Origin of the sequence: Halomonas sp. MS1 (genome assembly GCF_024182575.1) — a bacterium.
Classification (GTDB): domain Bacteria; phylum Pseudomonadota; class Gammaproteobacteria; order Pseudomonadales; family Halomonadaceae; genus Vreelandella.
This window is the reverse complement of sequence record NZ_CP098926.1, coordinates 2,259,527-2,277,455: the sequence shown is the minus strand read 5'-3', so window position 1 is coordinate 2,277,455 and position 17,929 is coordinate 2,259,527. Positions and strand designations below refer to the sequence as shown.

At 56.7% G+C, this 17,929-nt stretch carries 18 protein-coding genes; 14 read left to right on the top strand and 4 right to left on the bottom strand.

Features of this window, described 5'->3' with window-relative positions; translation table 11 throughout:
- Window positions 1-7: 7 nt before the first annotated feature.
- The 3 genes from NF683_RS10360 to NF683_RS10350 form a co-directional block, all read right to left on the bottom strand.
- Window positions 8-565 (bottom strand): L-threonylcarbamoyladenylate synthase, encoded by a 558-nt coding sequence (locus tag NF683_RS10360; protein WP_038481410.1) that lies wholly within the window; start codon window positions 563-565, stop codon window positions 8-10.
- A gap of 81 nt (window positions 566-646) precedes the next feature.
- On the bottom strand, window positions 647-1,768 hold the full coding sequence (gene dprA / locus NF683_RS10355) for a DNA-processing protein DprA (protein ID WP_089039153.1): 1,122 nt from the start codon (window positions 1,766-1,768) through the stop codon (window positions 647-649).
- Between the two features lie 27 nt (window positions 1,769-1,795).
- Window positions 1,796-2,659, bottom strand: a complete 864-nt coding sequence (locus NF683_RS10350) for a peptidoglycan-binding protein (RefSeq protein ID WP_089039154.1) — start codon at window positions 2,657-2,659, stop codon at window positions 1,796-1,798.
- A 177-nt stretch (window positions 2,660-2,836) separates the two neighbouring features.
- Here NF683_RS10350 and def point away from each other — a divergent pair, with 177 nt between their 5' ends.
- The 8 genes from def (at window position 2,837) to NF683_RS10310 (ending at window position 11,271) form a co-directional block, all read left to right on the top strand.
- Window positions 2,837-3,349 carry a peptide deformylase gene (gene def, locus NF683_RS10345; RefSeq protein ID WP_038481402.1) on the top strand — a complete coding sequence of 171 codons (513 nt, stop codon included), beginning with the start codon at window positions 2,837-2,839 and terminating at the stop codon, window positions 3,347-3,349.
- 154 nt (window positions 3,350-3,503) lie between these two features.
- A complete protein-coding gene (gene fmt, locus NF683_RS10340) occupies window positions 3,504-4,490 on the top strand; it encodes a methionyl-tRNA formyltransferase (protein ID WP_089039155.1) in 987 nt (328 codons plus the stop codon).
- On the top strand, window positions 4,487-5,821 hold the full coding sequence (rsmB, locus tag NF683_RS10335) for a 16S rRNA (cytosine(967)-C(5))-methyltransferase RsmB (RefSeq protein WP_089039156.1): 1,335 nt from the start codon (window positions 4,487-4,489) through the stop codon (window positions 5,819-5,821). The genes fmt and rsmB overlap by 4 nt, the downstream gene beginning before the upstream one ends.
- Before the next feature lie 49 nt (window positions 5,822-5,870).
- Entirely contained in the window at window positions 5,871-6,077 is a 207-nt protein-coding gene (locus tag NF683_RS10330; protein ID WP_038481393.1) for a dodecin, read from the top strand.
- A gap of 113 nt (window positions 6,078-6,190) precedes the next feature.
- The gene (gene trkA / locus NF683_RS10325; protein ID WP_089039157.1) at window positions 6,191-7,564 is read left to right on the top strand and encodes a Trk system potassium transporter TrkA; all 1,374 of its coding nucleotides are present in this window, start codon (window positions 6,191-6,193) and stop codon (window positions 7,562-7,564) included.
- 63 nt (window positions 7,565-7,627) lie between these two features.
- Complete coding sequence (locus tag NF683_RS10320) at window positions 7,628-9,076, top strand: TrkH family potassium uptake protein (protein ID WP_089039158.1); 1,449 nt, start codon at window positions 7,628-7,630, stop codon at window positions 9,074-9,076.
- Between the two features lie 39 nt (window positions 9,077-9,115).
- Window positions 9,116-10,369 carry a TraB/GumN family protein gene (locus NF683_RS10315; RefSeq protein ID WP_089039159.1) on the top strand — a complete coding sequence of 418 codons (1,254 nt, stop codon included), beginning with the start codon at window positions 9,116-9,118 and terminating at the stop codon, window positions 10,367-10,369.
- Window positions 10,366-11,271 (top strand): DMT family transporter, encoded by a 906-nt coding sequence (locus tag NF683_RS10310; protein ID WP_089039160.1) that lies wholly within the window; start codon window positions 10,366-10,368, stop codon window positions 11,269-11,271. The genes NF683_RS10315 and NF683_RS10310 overlap by 4 nt, the downstream gene beginning before the upstream one ends.
- Here NF683_RS10310 and NF683_RS10305 read toward each other — a convergent pair.
- The gene (locus tag NF683_RS10305) at window positions 11,268-12,029 is read right to left on the bottom strand and encodes a tRNA-uridine aminocarboxypropyltransferase (protein ID WP_089039161.1); all 762 of its coding nucleotides are present in this window, start codon (window positions 12,027-12,029) and stop codon (window positions 11,268-11,270) included. The genes NF683_RS10310 and NF683_RS10305 overlap by 4 nt on opposite strands.
- Window positions 12,030-12,225: 196 nt before the next feature.
- Here NF683_RS10305 and bioB point away from each other — a divergent pair, with 196 nt between their 5' ends.
- The 6 genes from bioB to bioA are packed head-to-tail and all read left to right on the top strand — an operon-like array spanning window position 12,226 to window position 17,922.
- Window positions 12,226-13,302 (top strand): biotin synthase BioB, encoded by a 1,077-nt coding sequence (gene bioB / locus NF683_RS10300; protein ID WP_089039162.1) that lies wholly within the window; start codon window positions 12,226-12,228, stop codon window positions 13,300-13,302.
- On the top strand, window positions 13,289-14,443 hold the full coding sequence (bioF, locus tag NF683_RS10295; RefSeq protein WP_089039163.1) for an 8-amino-7-oxononanoate synthase: 1,155 nt from the start codon (window positions 13,289-13,291) through the stop codon (window positions 14,441-14,443). The genes bioB and bioF overlap by 14 nt, the downstream gene beginning before the upstream one ends.
- On the top strand, window positions 14,431-15,168 hold the full coding sequence (locus NF683_RS10290) for an alpha/beta fold hydrolase (RefSeq protein ID WP_089039164.1): 738 nt from the start codon (window positions 14,431-14,433) through the stop codon (window positions 15,166-15,168). Before bioF ends, NF683_RS10290 begins: the two co-directional genes overlap by 13 nt.
- On the top strand, window positions 15,159-15,932 hold the full coding sequence (bioC, locus tag NF683_RS10285) for a malonyl-ACP O-methyltransferase BioC (protein WP_253921845.1): 774 nt from the start codon (window positions 15,159-15,161) through the stop codon (window positions 15,930-15,932). The genes NF683_RS10290 and bioC overlap by 10 nt, the downstream gene beginning before the upstream one ends.
- Window positions 15,929-16,654, top strand: a complete 726-nt coding sequence (bioD, locus tag NF683_RS10280; protein WP_253921844.1) for a dethiobiotin synthase — start codon at window positions 15,929-15,931, stop codon at window positions 16,652-16,654. Before bioC ends, bioD begins: the two co-directional genes overlap by 4 nt.
- On the top strand, window positions 16,651-17,922 hold the full coding sequence (gene bioA / locus NF683_RS10275) for an adenosylmethionine--8-amino-7-oxononanoate transaminase (protein ID WP_253921843.1): 1,272 nt from the start codon (window positions 16,651-16,653) through the stop codon (window positions 17,920-17,922). Before bioD ends, bioA begins: the two co-directional genes overlap by 4 nt.
- Window positions 17,923-17,929: the final 7 nt, after the last annotated feature.

Genomic DNA, 17,929 nt, shown 5'->3' with positions numbered 1-17,929 from the left:
CGCTTCGCTATGAACGCATTACTTTGCCCGTCACCAGGTCTTTGATAGTGCTGGGCTTTGCGTTTCCTCCAAGCTCACCCGCGACAATCGCGGCGACCTCCTCACCGAAAATGGACGCGACTTCGTCAGCGCTCATGGCGGGTGGGTCGCCCGCGCGATTAGCGGAGGTAGAGACGAGCGGGCCACCAAAGGCCTCACAGAGCGCCTTCATCAGCGGATGGTCGGTCACCCGCAGAGCCACACTTTGATGGGCACCGCGCACTAGACCGTGACTACGGCCATTGTCAGGCACTAGCCAGGTATTAGGGCCAGGCCAGCTGGCCGCTAAGGGTGCATGCAGCGCAACGGGCAGTTGGTTTAGCCAAGGCTGAAATTGCTGAATATTCGCAGCAACAAGAATCACCCCTTTGGCTGGATCACGCTCTTTCATACGCATCAAATGCGCTAACGCTTCATCGTTATCTGGGTCACAGCTCAGCCCCCAGACTGCTTCGGTGGGGCAGGCGATAACGCCCCCCTCTTTTAATGCTCGTACCGCCTCTTTAACCTCAACAGCCGATTTCATAGATGCTCCTCGTTACAAACGCGGCCCCTCATCACCTGAGATTGATACATCTTCAGTAGATGAAAAACGGTTACTTACATCCTACCATGGCCGCGCTAAACGCACCCAGCCGCCCGCTTGCTGCGCCACTTTGCCATCAAGTTCCAGCATCAATAACCGTTGTTGGCATTCACTGACCGTAAGGCCCGCGCTCTGAACCAATATATCAATTGGCGTTGGCGTTGCGCCCAGCGCGCTTAGTAGATTGTCCTTGGGCTCATCGTTTTCGATAGGCAAATCAAGGCTTACGTTGTCAGCGATAGCACGTGGACCGGTTGGCATATAGCGTTCAGCCCAGTGCTGCAACTCTTCTAAAATATCGTCCACATGACGCACCAGCGTCGCACCGCTACGTAATAACTGCAGGCAACCACGAGCCTGCACGTTATGTAGCGACCCAGGCAGTGCAAACAGCTCACGGTCTTGCTCAAGGGCTAATCGTGCGCTTACCAATGAGCCGCTCTTCTCAGTCGCTTCGACCACTAACGTACCTAATGAAAGGCCGGTCACAATTCGGTTCCGTCGAGGAAAGAAGGCTGGCCGAGCAACGGTTCCTGGCGGATGCTCGGATAATAACAAGCCTCCTGGCACGCTACTTAGCTGCTCATGTAAATCACGGTGACGGGGCGGATAAATGACATCAACGCCACAGCCAAGCACTGCAATCGACTGCCCACCTGCTGCTAACGCTGCACGCTGTGCGACACCATCAACCCCGAGAGCCATACCGCTGACGATGCACCAGCCGCGATTAACAAGCTCTCTGGCAAACGCCTGAGCATTACCGCTTCCTTCAGCAGTGGGACGCCGAGTGCCCACCATAGCCAGTTTTGGGCCATCTAGTGCACTAAGATCACCTTGTGCCCACAGCACCACAGGTGGGTCCGGCAATTGATCGAGCAACTCAGGCCATGCGGGATGATTGCGATGGAGCAAATGGCGATTAGGCGCGGCCGCCAGCCATGCGAAGGTATGGTCGACTGCCTGCTGCAACGGGCTTCGCTCTGGCTGCGCCAACCAAAGCCGCAGCGCACTCGCGGCATTGCTGGGCAGCCCAGCAAGCCAGCCATGGGGCCATTGAGGCTGTTTGGCGGCCAGCGCTGCGGTGCGAAGCGCCCCCATACCCGGTAGCTCATTCACCACTAGCCACTCCTTGGCATCCATACCTATCCCCTGTTAGTTGTATGGTGTTTAGCGTATCGGCGTGTGTACCCGGTCTCCAACCGCTAAAACGTTCGATGCCTGCATCACCAACGCATAGCTCATCAGGCTATACGGCTTTACCACCATGACGCTTCCCGCCTCAGTGGCGGGAAGTTGCAGAAGCTCCTGGCTACGCGGGTCATTAACAAGTTCGCCCTGCTGGCCAACATGTAATACATGACCGGGCTGCAAGCCATCCTGAGTACCAATATCCAGTGCCACTATTTGTAAGCGTCCAATAAAGCGCACTCCGCCTGGTACCGCAATAATCTGGCCTGCGACATCGTTCAACGGTAAACGAGGCTGAAAACTACTTTCTGACGACTGAGATTCAAACAACGGGGCATCAAGCGGCAGCAAAATATCGTTATTACGCACCTCCTGGTAGGCGCTAAGTACTTCTAGGCGGGCAATCTCTCCCTCTCTGCTGAGCTGGCGCGCTTCGCCAATATTGATTAACTCCGTACCTAACGGAGTACCCTCAGCGGAAACATAACGCTCGCCCGGACGATAAATACCTAAACGCGCGCTGGACGGTAGTACGCCGCGCGCATACAGCATATCGCCTGCGCCACTCATCAAGCGTCGATTCTCACCGCCCACGACGTAGGCCAGTTCCCGTATAGGCGCGCCTGGTTCTACGACGCGATGCTCTCGCAAAAACGCCTGAATCGTTTCCATCGGCAGCGGCGCCATTGCCTGTTGCTGAGGAACGGCGCGCATTTGGGGAGAAAGCTTTACCACCCGCTGCGGAGATTCCCACGCCAATGCGGCGGTCGTCATAAGCGTCAAACATGCCAACGACGCGCTATAATAAAGAAACCTTTTCGCCACTGCCCTTTTCACCACCATCCTGTGCTCTCTTGTCAGTTATGGGTGAAGCCGTTGAGGGGAGCTGCATGGCGTTGTACGTGCCCAGGAACGCTTACAGCATGATATAGTGGCCGATAGTAAAGCACTTAGGTCTGCCAACACAGGTGGCAAGGCCTGCTCATATTAAAGACTCAGCATAACGGTGATTGTAACGCCATGGCCAAACTTCCTATTCTCGAATTCCCCGACGAGCGCCTGCGCACCAAGGCTGCACCGGTGGAAACCGTTGACGATGAGGTCCGCCAGCTCGTCGACGATATGTTGGAGACCATGTACGACGCGCGCGGCATCGGCCTTGCAGCGACACAAATCGATGTTCATCGACGTGTCGTAGTAATGGATGTCAGCGACGATAACTCGCAGCCGCTCGTACTTATTAATCCGCGCTACGAGCCGATTGGTGACGAAAAAGAGCCGCTTTCTGAAGGCTGCCTATCCATTCCGGAATACTACGCGGAAGTACCGCGTTATTTAAAAGTAAAGCTGAACGCGCTAGATCGTAGTGGTGAGCCCTACGAGTTAGAGGCCGATGGTTTATTAGCCCACTGCATTCAGCATGAGTATGACCATTTGGAAGGCGTGCTTTTTGTTGACTACTTATCACCCCTAAAGCGTGACCGAGTGATGAAAAAGATGCAGAAACGCCACAAGCTATTACACGACGCATAAACCGACCTACGCCGTGTTATTGCTGGCCGAGCTGACACGCTGCAAGCGCACAGAATGTTATTCCTGGTGCGTTGTAGCGTTGCTTCTCGGCCTTTATTTGTTTCCCCCACGGCACACGATTACTTTCCCCCTTCAATGCTAGGTAGTCATCACCATGTCACAGTTGCGCGTTGTTTTTGCTGGCACGCCGGATTTCGCCGCTTCAAGCCTTGCTGCCGTGCTCGAAAGTCAGCATCAAGTGGTAGCGGTCTATACTCAACCTGACCGCCCAGCAGGCCGCGGGCGCAAGCTCACCCCCAGCCCCGTCAAGCAGCTCGCTGTTGAGCATGGGCTACCTGTCTACCAGCCCGTCAGCTTAAAAGGCACTGATGCCCAAGCGGAATTAGCAGCATTGAATGCCGACGTAATGGTTGTCGTTGCTTACGGGCTCTTACTACCACAGGCCGTGCTCGACATTCCCCGTTTAGGCTGCATCAACGTGCACGCATCGCTGCTACCACGCTGGCGAGGTGCCGCCCCTATCCAACGCGCCATTGAAGCCGGTGATAGCGCATCAGGCGTTACCATTATGCAAATGGATGCGGGCCTGGATACCGGTGAGATGCTGTATGAAGTTCGTACGCCGATCACCTCGCGCACCACGGGCGGAGACTTGCATGATCGGCTGGCCATTCAAGGGGCGAATGCGCTGATTAACGTGCTGGATGCGCTGGACAGCAACGATTTAAAAGCAACACCTCAGCCTGACGAGGGCGTCACCTACGCCGCCAAGCTCAGCAAGGCGGAAGCCGAGCTGGACTTTCATCAGCCCGCTGAACAACTGGCGCGCAAAATCCGTGCGTTTAACCCGTGGCCAGTGGCTTGGTGCACGTTAGGCAATGATCGCTTACGTTTGTTGATGGCCAGTGTTGAACCAGGTGAACAGCCTCCCACTACGCCCGGCACACTACTCCAACATGGCGAGGATCACCTACGCATTGCCTGTGGCGAGCAAGGCCAAGAAGTACTGTGCGTTAGCCATGCCCAGTTACCTGGTGGTAAAGCGATGGCCGTGCGCGACCTGCTTAACGCCCGTCAAACCCCGCTTACCGTCGGCGCACGCCTTGGGCACGCCGCCGCTCATCAAGGAGTTAGTGAATGAGCCAGAATCGCCCACCCAAAGGCGGCAGCGGCCAGGAAGTTCGCGCCGCGGCCGCCCGCGCACTAGTCCCTGTTTTGACTGACCAAGGCTCACTGGCCGGGCTAGATGAGCACAGTGTGATTGCCCGCGATCGCAGCCTGTTAAAAGAGCTATGTTACGGTACCTGCCGACGCTTGCCGCGCCTGGAAGCGTTGGCCAGAACACTGCTCAAGCAGTCTTTTAAAAAGCGCGATAGTGATGTTCACGCCTTGTTACTGGTGGGCATCTACCAGCTGCTTTATATGCGTATTCCGGCCCACGCAGCGGTTGGCGAAACCGCTGGCGCCGCTCGCCTGCTAGGCAAAGAGTGGGCTACCCGAGTGCTTAACGGCTGCCTGCGCCGCCTCCAGCGTGAATCCGAAGCGCTTCAAGCCGCCGTTGACCTAGATGAGAGCGTTGCCCTGGAGCACCCGCCCTGGCTGCTTAATGCGTTACGCAGCGCTTGGCCTGAACAGTGGCGCGCCATTGCCGCAGCGAACAATGAACCAGGCCCCATGACGCTGAGAGTCAATCAGCACCACAACGACCGTGAAGCCTATTTACAACAGCTGACTGAGCAGGGGTTAAGTGGGCACCTATGCCTACACGCGCCGGATGGCATTACCTTGGATGCACCCTGTGATGTCTCCATACTTCCCGGCTTTGAAGAAGGTCATGTCAGCGTCCAAGACGAAGCGGCTCAGCTTTCTGCCGCACTGTTAGGGCCTGCATTAGCCCCCCGCCCAGGCGCCCACGTTCTCGATGCTTGCTGTGCGCCTGGCGGTAAAACTGCCCACCTATTAGAGCAGTTTGATATTGCTCTGACGGCCATTGATAGCGACAACCAGCGCCTAGGCCGTGTAGACGATACACTGAACCGCCTAGGCTTAACGGCAGAACTGCAGCACGCTGATGCTACCCAGCAAGACTGGTGGGACGGCGCGCCTTTCGACGCGATTTTGCTTGATGCGCCCTGTTCTGGCACGGGCGTTATTCGTCGTCACCCCGACATTAAAAAACTGCGCCGTAAAGAGGATATTCGCCAGCTCGCTAAGCTACAGCGCCAACTGCTGGATAATCTTTGGCCACTACTCCGCCCAGGCGGTACCTTGCTATACGCCACCTGTTCAGTGCTGCCCGAGGAAAACGCTGAGCAAATCAAGGCATTTCTTGACCGCACGCCCGATGCAGAAGTCACCACGCCAAATGACGTAGCCTGGGGCGAACCGAGTGGCCAAGGACGTCAACTGTTTCCCGCGCAAAGCAGTCATGATGGCTTTTTTTATGCCAGACTAGAGAAGCGTACTGCTTAATATACCGCCCCTACCGGGGTGGTGAACCGATGACAAGGATGGAGACACTATGAGTACTCACACTTATAAGCATATCGAGCTAACCGGTTCTTCTGAAAAGGGAATTGAAGAAGCTGTGCAAAGTGCCCTCGCCAAAGCATCAGAAACCATTCATAACTTACGCTGGTTCGAAGTCACCGACACTCGTGGCCATATCGAGGACGGCCGTGTCGCTCACTGGCAGGTCACGATAAAAGTTGGCTTCACACTCGAGTAATCCCTACCTGCTTTTCAACGGCGGCTGGTTTACACTGGCCGCCGTCTTTATTGCAGCGCACATATCTCTTGCCGAGAACGCGCTGGCGCTTACAACGGAACCGATGCTTAGCAATGAAAATCATCATTCTCGGCGCCGGCCAGGTCGGCGGCACCCTAGCGGAGCACCTTGCCCGCGAGGAAAACGATATTACTGTCGTCGATACCGACGGCGCGAAACTGCGCGAGCTGCACACTAAACTGGATATTCGCACCGTGACGGGCGCGGCTTCGTATCCCATTGTGCTGCGTCAGGCGGGCTGTGAAGACGCCGATATGTTGATTGCGGTGACCAACACCGATGAAATCAACATGATCGCCTGCCAAGTCGCCCATACCCTGTTTCGCACGCCTACCAAAATTGCCCGCGTACGCTCAACCGCCTACCTCACCCGTAAGGGGCTGTTTGCCCACGAAGCGATCCCTATTGATGTACTGATCAGCCCTGAACAAGTGGTTACGGATCATGTTCGCCGCCTGATTGAGCACCCGGGTGCGCTGCAGGTGTTGGAATTTGCCGGTGGTTTGGTGCAGTTAGTGGCGGTCAAGGCGTTCTATGGTGGCCCGTTGGTGGGACAGGATTTAGCCTTTTTAGCCAAGCACATGCCCAATGTGGAAACACGCGTGGCGGCAATTTATCGCCGCAACCGACCGATTATTCCCCGTGGCGATACGGTGATTGAAGCCGACGACGAGGTGTTTTTCCTGGCGGCACGGCGTGATATTCGCGCGGTAATGAGCGAACTACGCCGCGTTGAACGGGATTTCCGGCGGGTGGTGATTGCCGGAGGGGGGAATATCGGTGAACGCTTAGCCGAGCACCTGGAGCACAGCCATCAGGTTAAGATTATCGAGCACAGTTTAGAGCGCTGTACTGCGCTTTCCGAGCGGCTTGACCGAACGGTGGTGCTACACGGCAGCGCCACCAGCAAGCGGCTGCTGGAAGAAGAGAACATCGAAGACTGCGATATCTTTTGTGCTCTGACCAACGACGACGAGGTCAATATTATGTCGTCGCTGCTGGCCAAACGCTTGGGCGCCAAGAAGGTACTGACGCTGATTAACAACGCTGCCTACGTGGACTTGGTTCAGGGGGGCGAAATCGATATCGCCATTTCACCCCAGCAAGCAACCATCGGTAGCCTGCTTACTCACGTCCGCCGCGGCGATATTGTCAATGTACACTCACTGCGCCGTGGCGCTGCGGAAGCCATCGAGGCGATCGCCCACGGTGACAAGCAGTCGTCCAAAGTGGTGGGCCGGACCATTGCTGAGATCAATCTGCCTGAAGGCACCACCATTGGTGCCATTGTGCGAGGCAAAGAGGTCATGATTGGCCATGGGGATGTGATGGTAGAGAGCGGCGACCACGTCATTCTGTTCGTGATTGATAAGCGGCGCATTCGTGACGTGGAGCGGCTGTTCCAAGTGGGATTAACGTTCTTCTAGGCAATGGCCTTCTAGGCAACGCTCTTCAAGAAAACAGGCCACCGCTATGAGGCAACCACTGCTATGAGTTTGCGGGTCATACTACGCATTTTAGGGCTACTGTTGATGCTATTTAGCCTCACCATGTTGCCACCCATGCTGATATCGCTTTGGTTTCGCGACGGTGTTTGGCACGCTTTTATGAGCGGCATCGCCATTTCAGTGATAACGGGCTTACTGCTTTTCCTACCCAATCGCCGCGCCCATAAAGAGCTACGGATTCGCGACGGTTTTATTATTGCGGCCATGTTTTGGACCGTACTGGCACTCTTCGGCTCGCTACCACTGATGCTGTTTGGTGAAGGCTCGCTCGGTGTCACCGATGCAGTATTTGAATCGTTTTCCGGACTCACCACGACTGGTGCAACCGTCATTACTGGCATCGATTTTCTGCCAGAATCCATTCTTTACTATCGCCAGCAGTTGCAGTGGTTAGGCGGCATGGGGATTGTAGTGTTAGCGGTGGCCATTTTGCCCACCTTGGGTGTCGGGGGAATGGCCCTGTACCGTACTGAAATTCCTGGGCCGCTAAAGGATTCAAAGCTGACGCCGCGAATTACCGAAACCGCTAAAGCACTGTGGTACATCTACGCAACGCTAACGCTGGCCTGTATGGTCGCTTACATGTTGGCGGGGATGAGCTGGTTCGATGCCTTGGGACACAGCTTTTCGACCGTCGCTATTGGCGGATTTTCGACCTATGACGCCAGCATCGGCTACTTTGACAGTGCCGCCATTGAGCTGATTTGCGTTGGCTTTATGCTGATCTCAGCATTCAGCTTTAGCCTGCACTTTATTGCTTGGCGTGAAAAGCGCTTGCTGCACTACTTTCAGGACCCTGAAGCGCGCTTTTTAATGATATTTCTTGCTGGGTTAACCACGATCACCGTGATTACTTTGTGGCTCACGGACACCTACGACGATGTTGAAGGTCTTAGACACGCGCTATTTGAAGTTGTCTCTGTCGCCACCACTGCAGGATTTGCAGTTGCCGACTTTTCAGGCTGGCCAGGTGCGTTACCGTTTCTGTTATTTGTCGCCGCCTTTGTAGGTGGTTGTTCCGGTTCGACGGCGGGCGGCATGAAAGTAATCCGCATTATTCTGATCTTGAAGCAGGGTATGCGTGAAGTCATGCGCCTTATTCACCCCAATGCAGTCATTGCCGTTAAAGTGGGCAAGGTTAGTGTTCCCGACAGCATCGCCCAGGCGGTATGGGGCTTTTTCTCAGCCTACGTCATGCTATTTTTCTTGATGCTGGTGGGCGTTATGGCAACAGGTGTTGACCAAGTTACCGCTTGGTCAACCGTTGGCTCTGCACTAAATAATTTAGGCCCAGCACTAGGCGAAGCTAGCAGCCATTACGGCGACTTGCCCAGCCTAGCCAAGTGGATTTTGGTGCTCGCGATGCTGCTGGGCCGCTTGGAAATTTTCACGGTACTTGTGCTATTTACACCCGCCTTCTGGCGTCGTTAAACACGTATCAATGCTTTCTATTCAAATTGAGACACATTAATGATCCATGACGATACAACACCGCTGGCGCAAGAACCCAACGCGCAGCCTAAGACCAGCGGCCCGTTAAAAACCGTCACCGTTGGCGGCACCCGTTACACCCTGCTCGGCACCGCTCACGTCTCTGCCGAAAGTGCCGATGACGTTCGCCAATTAATCAACAGTGGCACTTTCGACGCCGTTGCCATTGAGCTATGCGACGCACGTCATCACAGCATGGACAACCCCGATGCCATGGGGGAACAGGATCTTTTTCAGGTATTTAAACAGGGCAAAGCGGGCATGGTAGCGGCAAGCCTGGCGCTTGGTGCGTTTCAGCAACGGATTGCTGAGCAGTCAGGTATTCAGCCTGGCGCTGAAATGCGTGCAGCAGTAGAAGAGTGCCGTACCCACAAGCTGCCTTTAATGTTGGTCGATCGTGACGTTGGCATTACATTAAAGCGCATTTACCGCAATGTCCCTTGGTGGCAACGCTTCTCGCTATTTTCGGGGCTAATTGGCAGCGTAATGTCGCGCCAAGATGTTTCCAAAGAGGACATCGAAAAGCTCAAAGAAGGCGATATGCTGGAGGCCACTTTCAGCGAATTTGCTGCCGAATCAGAAGCACTCTATACCCCGCTTATTCGCGAACGCGACCGCTATATGGCACTGCGCTTAGCTGAAGAAGCGCCGCCTGGGCGCTATCAAAACGTGTTAGTGGTGCTGGGTGCCGGGCATTTAAAAGGCACCGGTGAACACCTGGAAGCACCGCTTCCTGAAAACCCTACCACTGAGCGTGAATCGCTGGAGGCAACACCGCCACCGTCTAAACTCTGGAAAGCTGCCCCTTGGCTGATTACCGCGCTGGTTATCACCGGTTTTGTGATCGGCTTTTCGCGCAATACTGAGCTTGGCTGGCAGTTGGTCATTGAGTGGTTTTTAATCAATGGCATTTTATCCGGCGGCGCGACGATAGCAGCCCTTGCGCACCCTGTGACGGTGATTGCCACCTTCTTTGCCGCCCCACTGACCTCGCTTAACCCCACCATTGGTGCAGGCTTTGTCGCTGCAGGGGTCGAACTCTATATGCGCAAACCGAAGGTGCGCGACTTTTCGACACTACGCCATGATGTCACCGAGCTCAAAGGTTGGTGGAAAAATCGCGTCTCCCGTACGTTGCTGGTGTTTATTTTGGCAACATTAGGCTCTGCGGTGGGTACCTGGGTAGCAGGCTTTAGAATTGCCGGTGCACTGTTCGGTAGCGGCACCGCGTGAGTACGATCAAACAAGCGCCATGGCAAGCTGATGCATTGCTATTGCTGGTAACGGTGGTAGCCGCTGGCGGCTGGATTTTTTCTAAAGAAGCGTTAGCGGGCATGCCACCGTTACTGTTTATTGGTACGCGCTTTTTACTGGCAGGACTGATACTCCTACCCTTCGCCTGGCCTGCCCTAAGGCGCTTACCCGCGCGTAGGATAAGACGCGGCGTACTGGTAGGCTGTTTGTTCAGCACCGCGATGGCCTTCTGGATTCTGGGGTTAAATTACTCTGACCACCTGGGCGAAAGCGCGTTTATCAACAGCTTGGGAATTTTGCTGGTACCCGTTGTAGCACGGTTGCTGTTTGGCGACCGTCCGCCACGCTCTACCTGGATCGCCCTGCCAGTAGCGCTACTGGGCTTTGCCCTCCTGTCGCTAAACGCAGGGTTCAAAGTAGAAGCTAGTCAATTGCTAATGGTCTGCGCGGCGCTCTGCTTCGCGCTACTGATCAACGTCAATACTCGCGTGGTGCGCAACGTGCCAGCGCTACCGCTCACCACACTACAGTTGCTCTCGGTGGGCAGCGTACTGACCTGCCTATCCTTGTTCGCCGAGGATCAGCCGCTAGCGCTCAGCCCCTCAATTCTGGGCTGGTTTATGGCCAGCGTGCTGCTGGCAAGTTCGCTGCGCTTCTTTCTGCAAATCAAAGCCCAGGGCATGACCACACCTAGCCACGCGGCAGTTATCTTAATGCTTGAAGCCGTGTGGACCGCCCTATTCGCCGCATGGTGGTTTGGCGAAACCATGACCCTGCTACAGCTGCTTGGCTGTAGCCTGATTTTTACCGCCCTGTTGATTAACCGCTGGTACTGGGTACGTAAAGTGATGCTTCGCTGGCTACCGGGTGCTCAGCGCTAACCCTTGCGATCTAATAGCCGCTGCATGGCAGCGGTTGGTTCAGCAATTTTGCGATAGTAACGGCTTTCAGCGTAGCTATCGTTAAATACATCAAAGTAATCGTCTAGCACATCAGCGGCATTTTCATCACCACTTTGGCGCAGCAGTTCAATGGCAACTTCTGCCGTACACAGGTGCGCTTTTGAGGCGGGTTTGCGTAACCGATAGCGTGTTTCCCGCTCAGTGCGCAGCGGTAGTACCGGCAGCGCATCCAGATAAGGACTCTTGCGGAACATTCGCCGCGCTTGGCGCCAAGTGCCATCTAAAATCACAAATACCGGAATACGCGCCTGCTGCTTTACAGCGTGCACAGCATTAATGTCCACCACACGGTCCGCGTAGTCGGGCTGGTCATCTGGGAAGATCACAAAAGGCGCGTAGCGCGGATCTTCAAGCAGCGCGGCTAACTCTTCGTCCGGCGCGGTGCGGTACCAGGTAAACACTCTGGTTTGCGTCAGCACATCGCCAATTAACCGCCCCGTATTGGTCGGCTTGTAGTGTTCTATAGAGTGGGTCAACAGCCATACCTGGGCGGTGCTATCCGCTTTCACCTGATAAGGGCACAGACAGTTGAGCTCAGGAAGATTGCACCCTTCGCAGCGTGTGACAAAACTGCCCCGTGCTTTAAATTCACGCCGAGGTGGACGCGGATGCCCCGTAGCAGGGTCGTAGTCAGTCAATGAAGAAGACTCAGGGGGCTGTGACGTAGCGTCGGACATCCGCGCTCCAATTCATAAAGGGCGATTAACAAAAGACGGATAACAAAGGGCGCCGAGTATAAAGCAGCCCGGCCACCATGACGAACCCCAGCTCTCTAAAACCATTCGTAGTAAACCAACGCGCTTCGAATAGTTGACACCAAAAGCGTAACGCCGCTAGAGTCTCGTCAACTTTCAAAAGAAAAAAGGTTTACCCGTGACCGCCACCGCTTTCAATGCCGCCGCCCCGCGCCACGACTGGACGCTGGAAGAGATTAATGCGCTGTTCGCACTGCCCTTCAACGACCTGCTATTTAAAGCTCAGCAAGTGCATCGCGCCCACTTTGATGCTAACGCGGTGCAGGTCTCGACCCTGCTGTCGATTAAAACGGGGGCTTGCCCGGAAGACTGCAAATATTGCCCGCAGTCCGGTCACTACAATACCCAACTCGAAAAAGAGAAACTGCTGGAAATCGAAAAGGTCGTTGCCCAGGCCAAGGCTGCCAAAGAAGCTGGCGCTAGCCGTTTCTGTATGGGCGCGGCATGGCGCAGCCCGCGGGACAAAGATTTACTGCTGGTCGAAGAGATGGTTCGCCAAGTAAAAGCCTTGGGGCTGGAAACCTGCATGACGCTAGGCATGGTCGACGGTGATCAAGCCAGCCGTTTGGCGGCTGCCGGGTTGGATTACTACAACCATAACCTGGATACCTCCCCCGACTTTTATGCTGAAATCATCACCACCCGTACCTTCAGCGACCGCCTGGACACCCTGGCCACCGTGCGTGAAGCGGGCATGAAAGTATGCTCCGGCGGCATTTTAGGCATGGGCGAAGGCGCGCAAGACCGCAGCGCGCTGTTACAGCAGTTGGCGAAGTTATCACCGCACCCAGAATCCGTGCCCATTAATATGCTGGTTAAGGTACCGGGCACTCCGCTGGAGAACGTCGAAGACTTGGACCCACTTGAGTTTATCCGCGCCATCGCGGTGGCGCGGATTATGATGCCGCAAAGCCATGTGCGGCTTTCCGCTGGCCGCGAGCAGATGAGTGAGTCGACTCAAGCACTGGCATTTTTGGCGGGAGCCAACTCGATCTTCTACGGCGACAAACTGCTCACCACCGGCAATCCTCAGGCAGACCGCGACCGCGCGCTATTTGCAAAATTAGGCCTGCACCCAGAACGCCGTGATACCTGCGAAGATGAAGCCACTCACACCGAGCGACTCACCCAACAAGCTCAGCAGCGCGCCCAGGCAGAGCGGGCAGCAGCACTGGCGGTAGATGCCAGTGTCTGACGCGTGGCAGCAGCGGCTAGCCAGCGCCCGTCAGCAGCGTGTTGATCAACAGCGCTGGCGGCACCGACGAGTGAATACCCTTGGCACGCTGGACTTTGCCGGCAATGACTATCTCGGGCTGGCTCATGATCCACGCGTGCAAGCTGCCCAGGCAGAGGGTGCGCGCCGCTTTGGCGCAGGCGCGGGCGCGTCGCACTTGGTCAGCGGCCACTTGGAAGTTCACGACGCACTGGAAGACGCCCTAGCCGAGTGGACCGGACGACAGCGTGCACTACTGTTTTCCACTGGCTATATGGCTAACCTTGGCGTGTTGCAGGCGCTCGCTGACCCGCACACTGCCCTCTTTCAAGACCGTTTGAACCATGCCTCGCTACTCGATGGTGCAACGCTAAGCGGCGCTCGCTCGCGACGATTTCATCACCGCAATAGCGCTGATCTTGAACGTCTGTTGGCGCGCAGTTCCGCCCCCCATAAGCTGGTGGTCAGCGACGGCGTGTTCAGCATGGATGGCGACGTTGCCGATATTGCCACCCTTGCCCACGTCAGCCAGCAACACAACTCCTGGCTAATGATCGATGATGCTCACGGTCTGGGCGTGTTAGGCGCTAACGGCAGCGGCTGTGTGGCAGGTTTTGATAGCCAAGCGGTGCCTATTTTGGTGGGTACACTGGGCAAAGCACTGGGCACCGCTGGCGCGTTTGTGGCCGGTGACGCGGCGCTGATTGAGCACCTCACCCAGTTTGCTCGCAGCTATATCTATACCACGGCCCAGCCCCCCAGCATTGCCGCAGCGACCCTGGAAGCGCTGGCTATCGTGCAGCGCGAGCCTGAACACCGCCTACAGCTTACGCGCCATATCAACTATTTTCGCCAGCAGGCCCAAGCGCTCGGGCTGCCCCTTGCCGACTCCCATACACCTATTCAACCGCTGTTACTCGGCAACGAGCCACGCACCATGGCTTGGGCGGCTAAGCTCGCCCAACGGGGTATTCACGTCGGGGCGATTCGTCCACCCACGGTACCTAATGGTGCCGCACGGCTGCGCATTACGCTGAGTGCCCGCCACACTCCAGGCGATATTGATCGGCTTATTGAAGGGCTGAGCGCCTGTCAGAGTGAGGAAGCAGCATGTCCCGCCTAGACGCCCCTCAACGTCTTGTGCTGCTGTCGGGCTGGGGGATCGATCAGCGTATCTGGCAGCCGTTGGACACCTACTGGTCCGCCCATACTGAGGTGCACACGGTGAACTGGCCGGGCTATGGCGATACCCCTGCCCTGGCTGAACCGGCCACCCTTGATACCCTTGCCAGCGCCATGGCCGACCAACTACCCAGCGACGCCGTATGGGTTGGCTGGTCGCTGGGCGGGCTGTTAGCCAGCGCGCTGCTCGATAAGCTGCCTGCACCACGCGGCTTGGTGCTGATTGGCACAGGCGGGCAATTTTGTAGCGATGACGGCGTGAGCAAAGCCGAGCTTGCCAGCTTTCAGCGCGCCTTTAGCCGCGACCCCGACGCCACCTGGCGGCATTTTTTACGCTGGCAAACCCAAGGCGAACCTAACGCTCGCCACGCCCACCAACAGCTACGTGCCATGTTGGGCGACACCCCCAGCGCTACTAACAGCACCCTATCCCAAGGGCTTCACTGGCTTGCCACCCTGGATAACACCCAGCGTTTGCAAGAGGCGCCCTGTCCGGTCATTCAGCTAGTGGGCGAGTACGATCCGTTAGTATCTTCCAGCACCCGCGCTCAGGCGATTAACCTTGCCCACGCAGGACACTGCCCGATGCTTTCCCAACCTGCTCAACTAGTCGCGACCATCGCTTCCCAGGCCGCACTGGTCGCCAAGGAGCACGTATGTACCTAACGGCAACGCCAAACTGGCAGGCAAAAGTCGCCCACGCTTTTTCTCGCGCGGCACCCCGCTACGATGCGCTGGCCAGCGCTCAGCGCCAGATAGGGGAAACGCTATGGTCATCGCTTCCGCCTAATGCCGACAACATACTCGACCTTGGCTGTGGTACTGGCGTCTGGACACAGCGACTAGCCACTCAATTTCCCCATGCCAACGTCACTGGGCTGGATATTGCCCCTGGCATGCTCGCCCATGCCCAGGCGCGCTATGGCCATCATATTCGTTGGCAGCAAGGCGATGCCGCCGCGCTGCCTTTTGAGCGCGCCACCTTTGATCTGGTCTTTTCCAACCTTGCCATCCAGTGGTGCCGCGATATCGATGCGGTGATGCGCGAGCTTCAACGAGTACTGTCCCCTGGCGGCCAAGTGCATCTCACGACACTCTTACCCGGCACGTTGGCAGAAGTCGCCTCTGCTTGGCAGCGCCCGGAGGCATTACTGCAAACGCCGAATGCCCAAGCGCTTGAACGCGCCGTTGGCTTAAGCGGCTTAACGCTGGTTGATCGCATTACCGAGTGGCGGCGGTTTTACTACCCCGATCTCACTGCCGTCATGGCTTCAATCAAGGGGGTAGGCGCCCAGGTGGCGCGGCCCAAGGCACGTCTTACTCGCCGAGACCTGGTCGCCGCCCGCCAGCGTTTTGAAACGCTACGTGGACCCCAAGGGCTCCCCGTTAGCTACCACTGCATCACCCTGCACCTGGAAAAATCACCATGACCGTCTATTTCGTGACCGGCACCGATACCGATGCAGGTAAGACCCTGGCCACCAGCGCACTGCTGTGCGCTGCCAAACAGCAGCAGCTCAGCACGCTGGGGCTTAAGCCGATTGCCTCTGGCAGCCACATCACGGCGGATGGGCTGCGCAATAGCGACGCGTTGGCGCTACAACAACAGAGCGCTCCCCCCGTCGATTACACCACCGTTAACCCGTGGGCGTTTGCGCCCGCTATTGCGCCACATCTGGCCGCCAGCGAGGCGGGGCGCGCTCTTAACGTCAATAGTGTAGTGGCCTCGCTTACCGCCACCCTAAACGACATGCCGCGCGATTTAACGCTCATCGAAGGCGCTGGCGGCTGGCGTGTGCCACTCAATGAGCACAACGACTTTTCCGATATACCGCGGATGATGCAGCTGCCAGTCATTCTGGTCGTGGGGCTAAAGCTTGGCTGTCTTAATCATGCGCGGCTTACCGCGGAGGTGATCGCTGCCGATGGCCTAACCCTTGCGGGTTGGGTCGGCAGTGTGGTGGACCCTGAGTTCGCCGCTGATACAGCGCGCTTTGAGTCCAATATCGCGCTGCTTAAAAACGCCCTTAACGCGCCATGTCTAGGCATTATTCCTCATTTAGCCACCGCCGATGCCACCCATGCGCGCCACGCGCTTTCACTATCTGCACTGCTCAACACTTCAGTTTTGAATCAGGAAGCCGCTTTATGAGTTCTCCCGTTTGGCACCCTTACGCCCACCTCAAAACACAAGCACCCGCCCCTAAAGTGGTCGGCGGCAGCGGTAGCCATTTCACCCTGGAAAGCGGCGAGCAACTGCTCGACGCTACCTGCTCCTGGTGGTGCATGATTCATGGCTATGGCCATCCACGTTTAGTCGCGGCCATTCGTGAACAGGCAAGCGAGCTATGCCATGTCATGCTCGGCGGCCTCACCCATGATCCCGCCGACCAGCTTGCTCGGGAGCTCGTGCGCATCACCCCTGACGGCCTTAATCACGTGTTTTACTCCGACAGCGGTTCAGTCGGGATGGAAGTGGCGATGAAAATGGCCCTGCAGTACCAGGTGCTCATCGGCCACCCCGAAAAGTGCAAGATGCTTTCGTTAATGAAGGCCTACCATGGCGACACCACCGGCTGTATGGCGGTATGCGACCCGGAAGAGGGCATGCACAGCCTGTTCGCCAGCCTGCTGCCCCAACACCACTTCGCTCCCGCGCCCACCGCACCGTTTAACGCCACACCGGAACAGGTAGCCGACGATTTAGCTGCGCTGCGCGACGTATTGGCGAGCCATCACCATGAGATTGCTGCCCTGCTGATGGAGCCGTTGTTACAGGCAGCAGGCGGGCTGAATATGACCTCGCCTGACTACCTGCGCGGCGCACGGGCGCTATGCGATGAGTTTGGCGTGCTGCTGATTTTTGATGAAGTGGCCACCGGTTTTGGCCGCACGGGTAAGCTGTTTGCTGCCAATCACGCTGACGTGACACCAGATATTATGGTGCTCTCTAAAGGACTAACCGGCGGCTATCTAGGCCATGCAGCAACCCTAGCCAACGACCGCGTTCACGATGCATTTGTTGGCGACAGCGCCCACCATGCCTTTATGCACGGCCCGACATTTATGGGCAACCCGCTGGCCTGCCGCGTCGCGCTGGAAAGCCTGCGCGTGTTTGAAGAGGAGCACTACCTGGATAAAATTGCGGCACTCAGCCAACAGCTTAGCCGAGCATTAATTGACGACTCCGCGCTGAACGCCCACCCAGCCGTGGCCGATGTGCGAGTACTGGGTGCCACCGCGGTGATTGAAGCGCACTCCGCCGAGGCACTGAAAGGTGTCGGGCAGTTCGCCCGCGAGCGAGGTGTGTGGCTGCGCCCAATCGGCCGCTGGCTTTACACCATGCCCGCTTATATCGCTACCGACGCCGACATCACTCAGATTACCAACGTAATGAAGGCATGGTTTTTGAAGCGATAGCTCTTAA

Coding starts and splice junctions, on each gene's coding strand:
- NF683_RS10315 (WP_089039159.1), top strand. CDS start 9,116: ATGATCCATGACGATACAACACCGCTGGCGCAAGAACCCAACGCGCAG.
- bioC (WP_253921845.1), top strand. CDS start 15,159: ATGTACCTAACGGCAACGCCAAACTGGCAGGCAAAAGTCGCCCACGCT.
- NF683_RS10350 (WP_089039154.1), bottom strand. CDS start 2,659: ATGGTGGTGAAAAGGGCAGTGGCGAAAAGGTTTCTTTATTATAGCGCG.
- fmt (WP_089039155.1), top strand. CDS start 3,504: ATGTCACAGTTGCGCGTTGTTTTTGCTGGCACGCCGGATTTCGCCGCT.
- bioA (WP_253921843.1), top strand. CDS start 16,651: ATGAGTTCTCCCGTTTGGCACCCTTACGCCCACCTCAAAACACAAGCA.
- trkA (WP_089039157.1), top strand. CDS start 6,191: ATGAAAATCATCATTCTCGGCGCCGGCCAGGTCGGCGGCACCCTAGCG.
- NF683_RS10360 (WP_038481410.1), bottom strand. CDS start 565: ATGAAATCGGCTGTTGAGGTTAAAGAGGCGGTACGAGCATTAAAAGAG.
- bioF (WP_089039163.1), top strand. CDS start 13,289: ATGCCAGTGTCTGACGCGTGGCAGCAGCGGCTAGCCAGCGCCCGTCAG.
- NF683_RS10290 (WP_089039164.1), top strand. CDS start 14,431: ATGTCCCGCCTAGACGCCCCTCAACGTCTTGTGCTGCTGTCGGGCTGG.
- dprA (WP_089039153.1), bottom strand. CDS start 1,768: ATGGATGCCAAGGAGTGGCTAGTGGTGAATGAGCTACCGGGTATGGGG.
- rsmB (WP_089039156.1), top strand. CDS start 4,487: ATGAGCCAGAATCGCCCACCCAAAGGCGGCAGCGGCCAGGAAGTTCGC.
- NF683_RS10305 (WP_089039161.1), bottom strand. CDS start 12,029: ATGTCCGACGCTACGTCACAGCCCCCTGAGTCTTCTTCATTGACTGAC.
- NF683_RS10320 (WP_089039158.1), top strand. CDS start 7,628: ATGAGTTTGCGGGTCATACTACGCATTTTAGGGCTACTGTTGATGCTA.
- def (WP_038481402.1), top strand. CDS start 2,837: ATGGCCAAACTTCCTATTCTCGAATTCCCCGACGAGCGCCTGCGCACC.
- bioD (WP_253921844.1), top strand. CDS start 15,929: ATGACCGTCTATTTCGTGACCGGCACCGATACCGATGCAGGTAAGACC.
- NF683_RS10330 (WP_038481393.1), top strand. CDS start 5,871: ATGAGTACTCACACTTATAAGCATATCGAGCTAACCGGTTCTTCTGAA.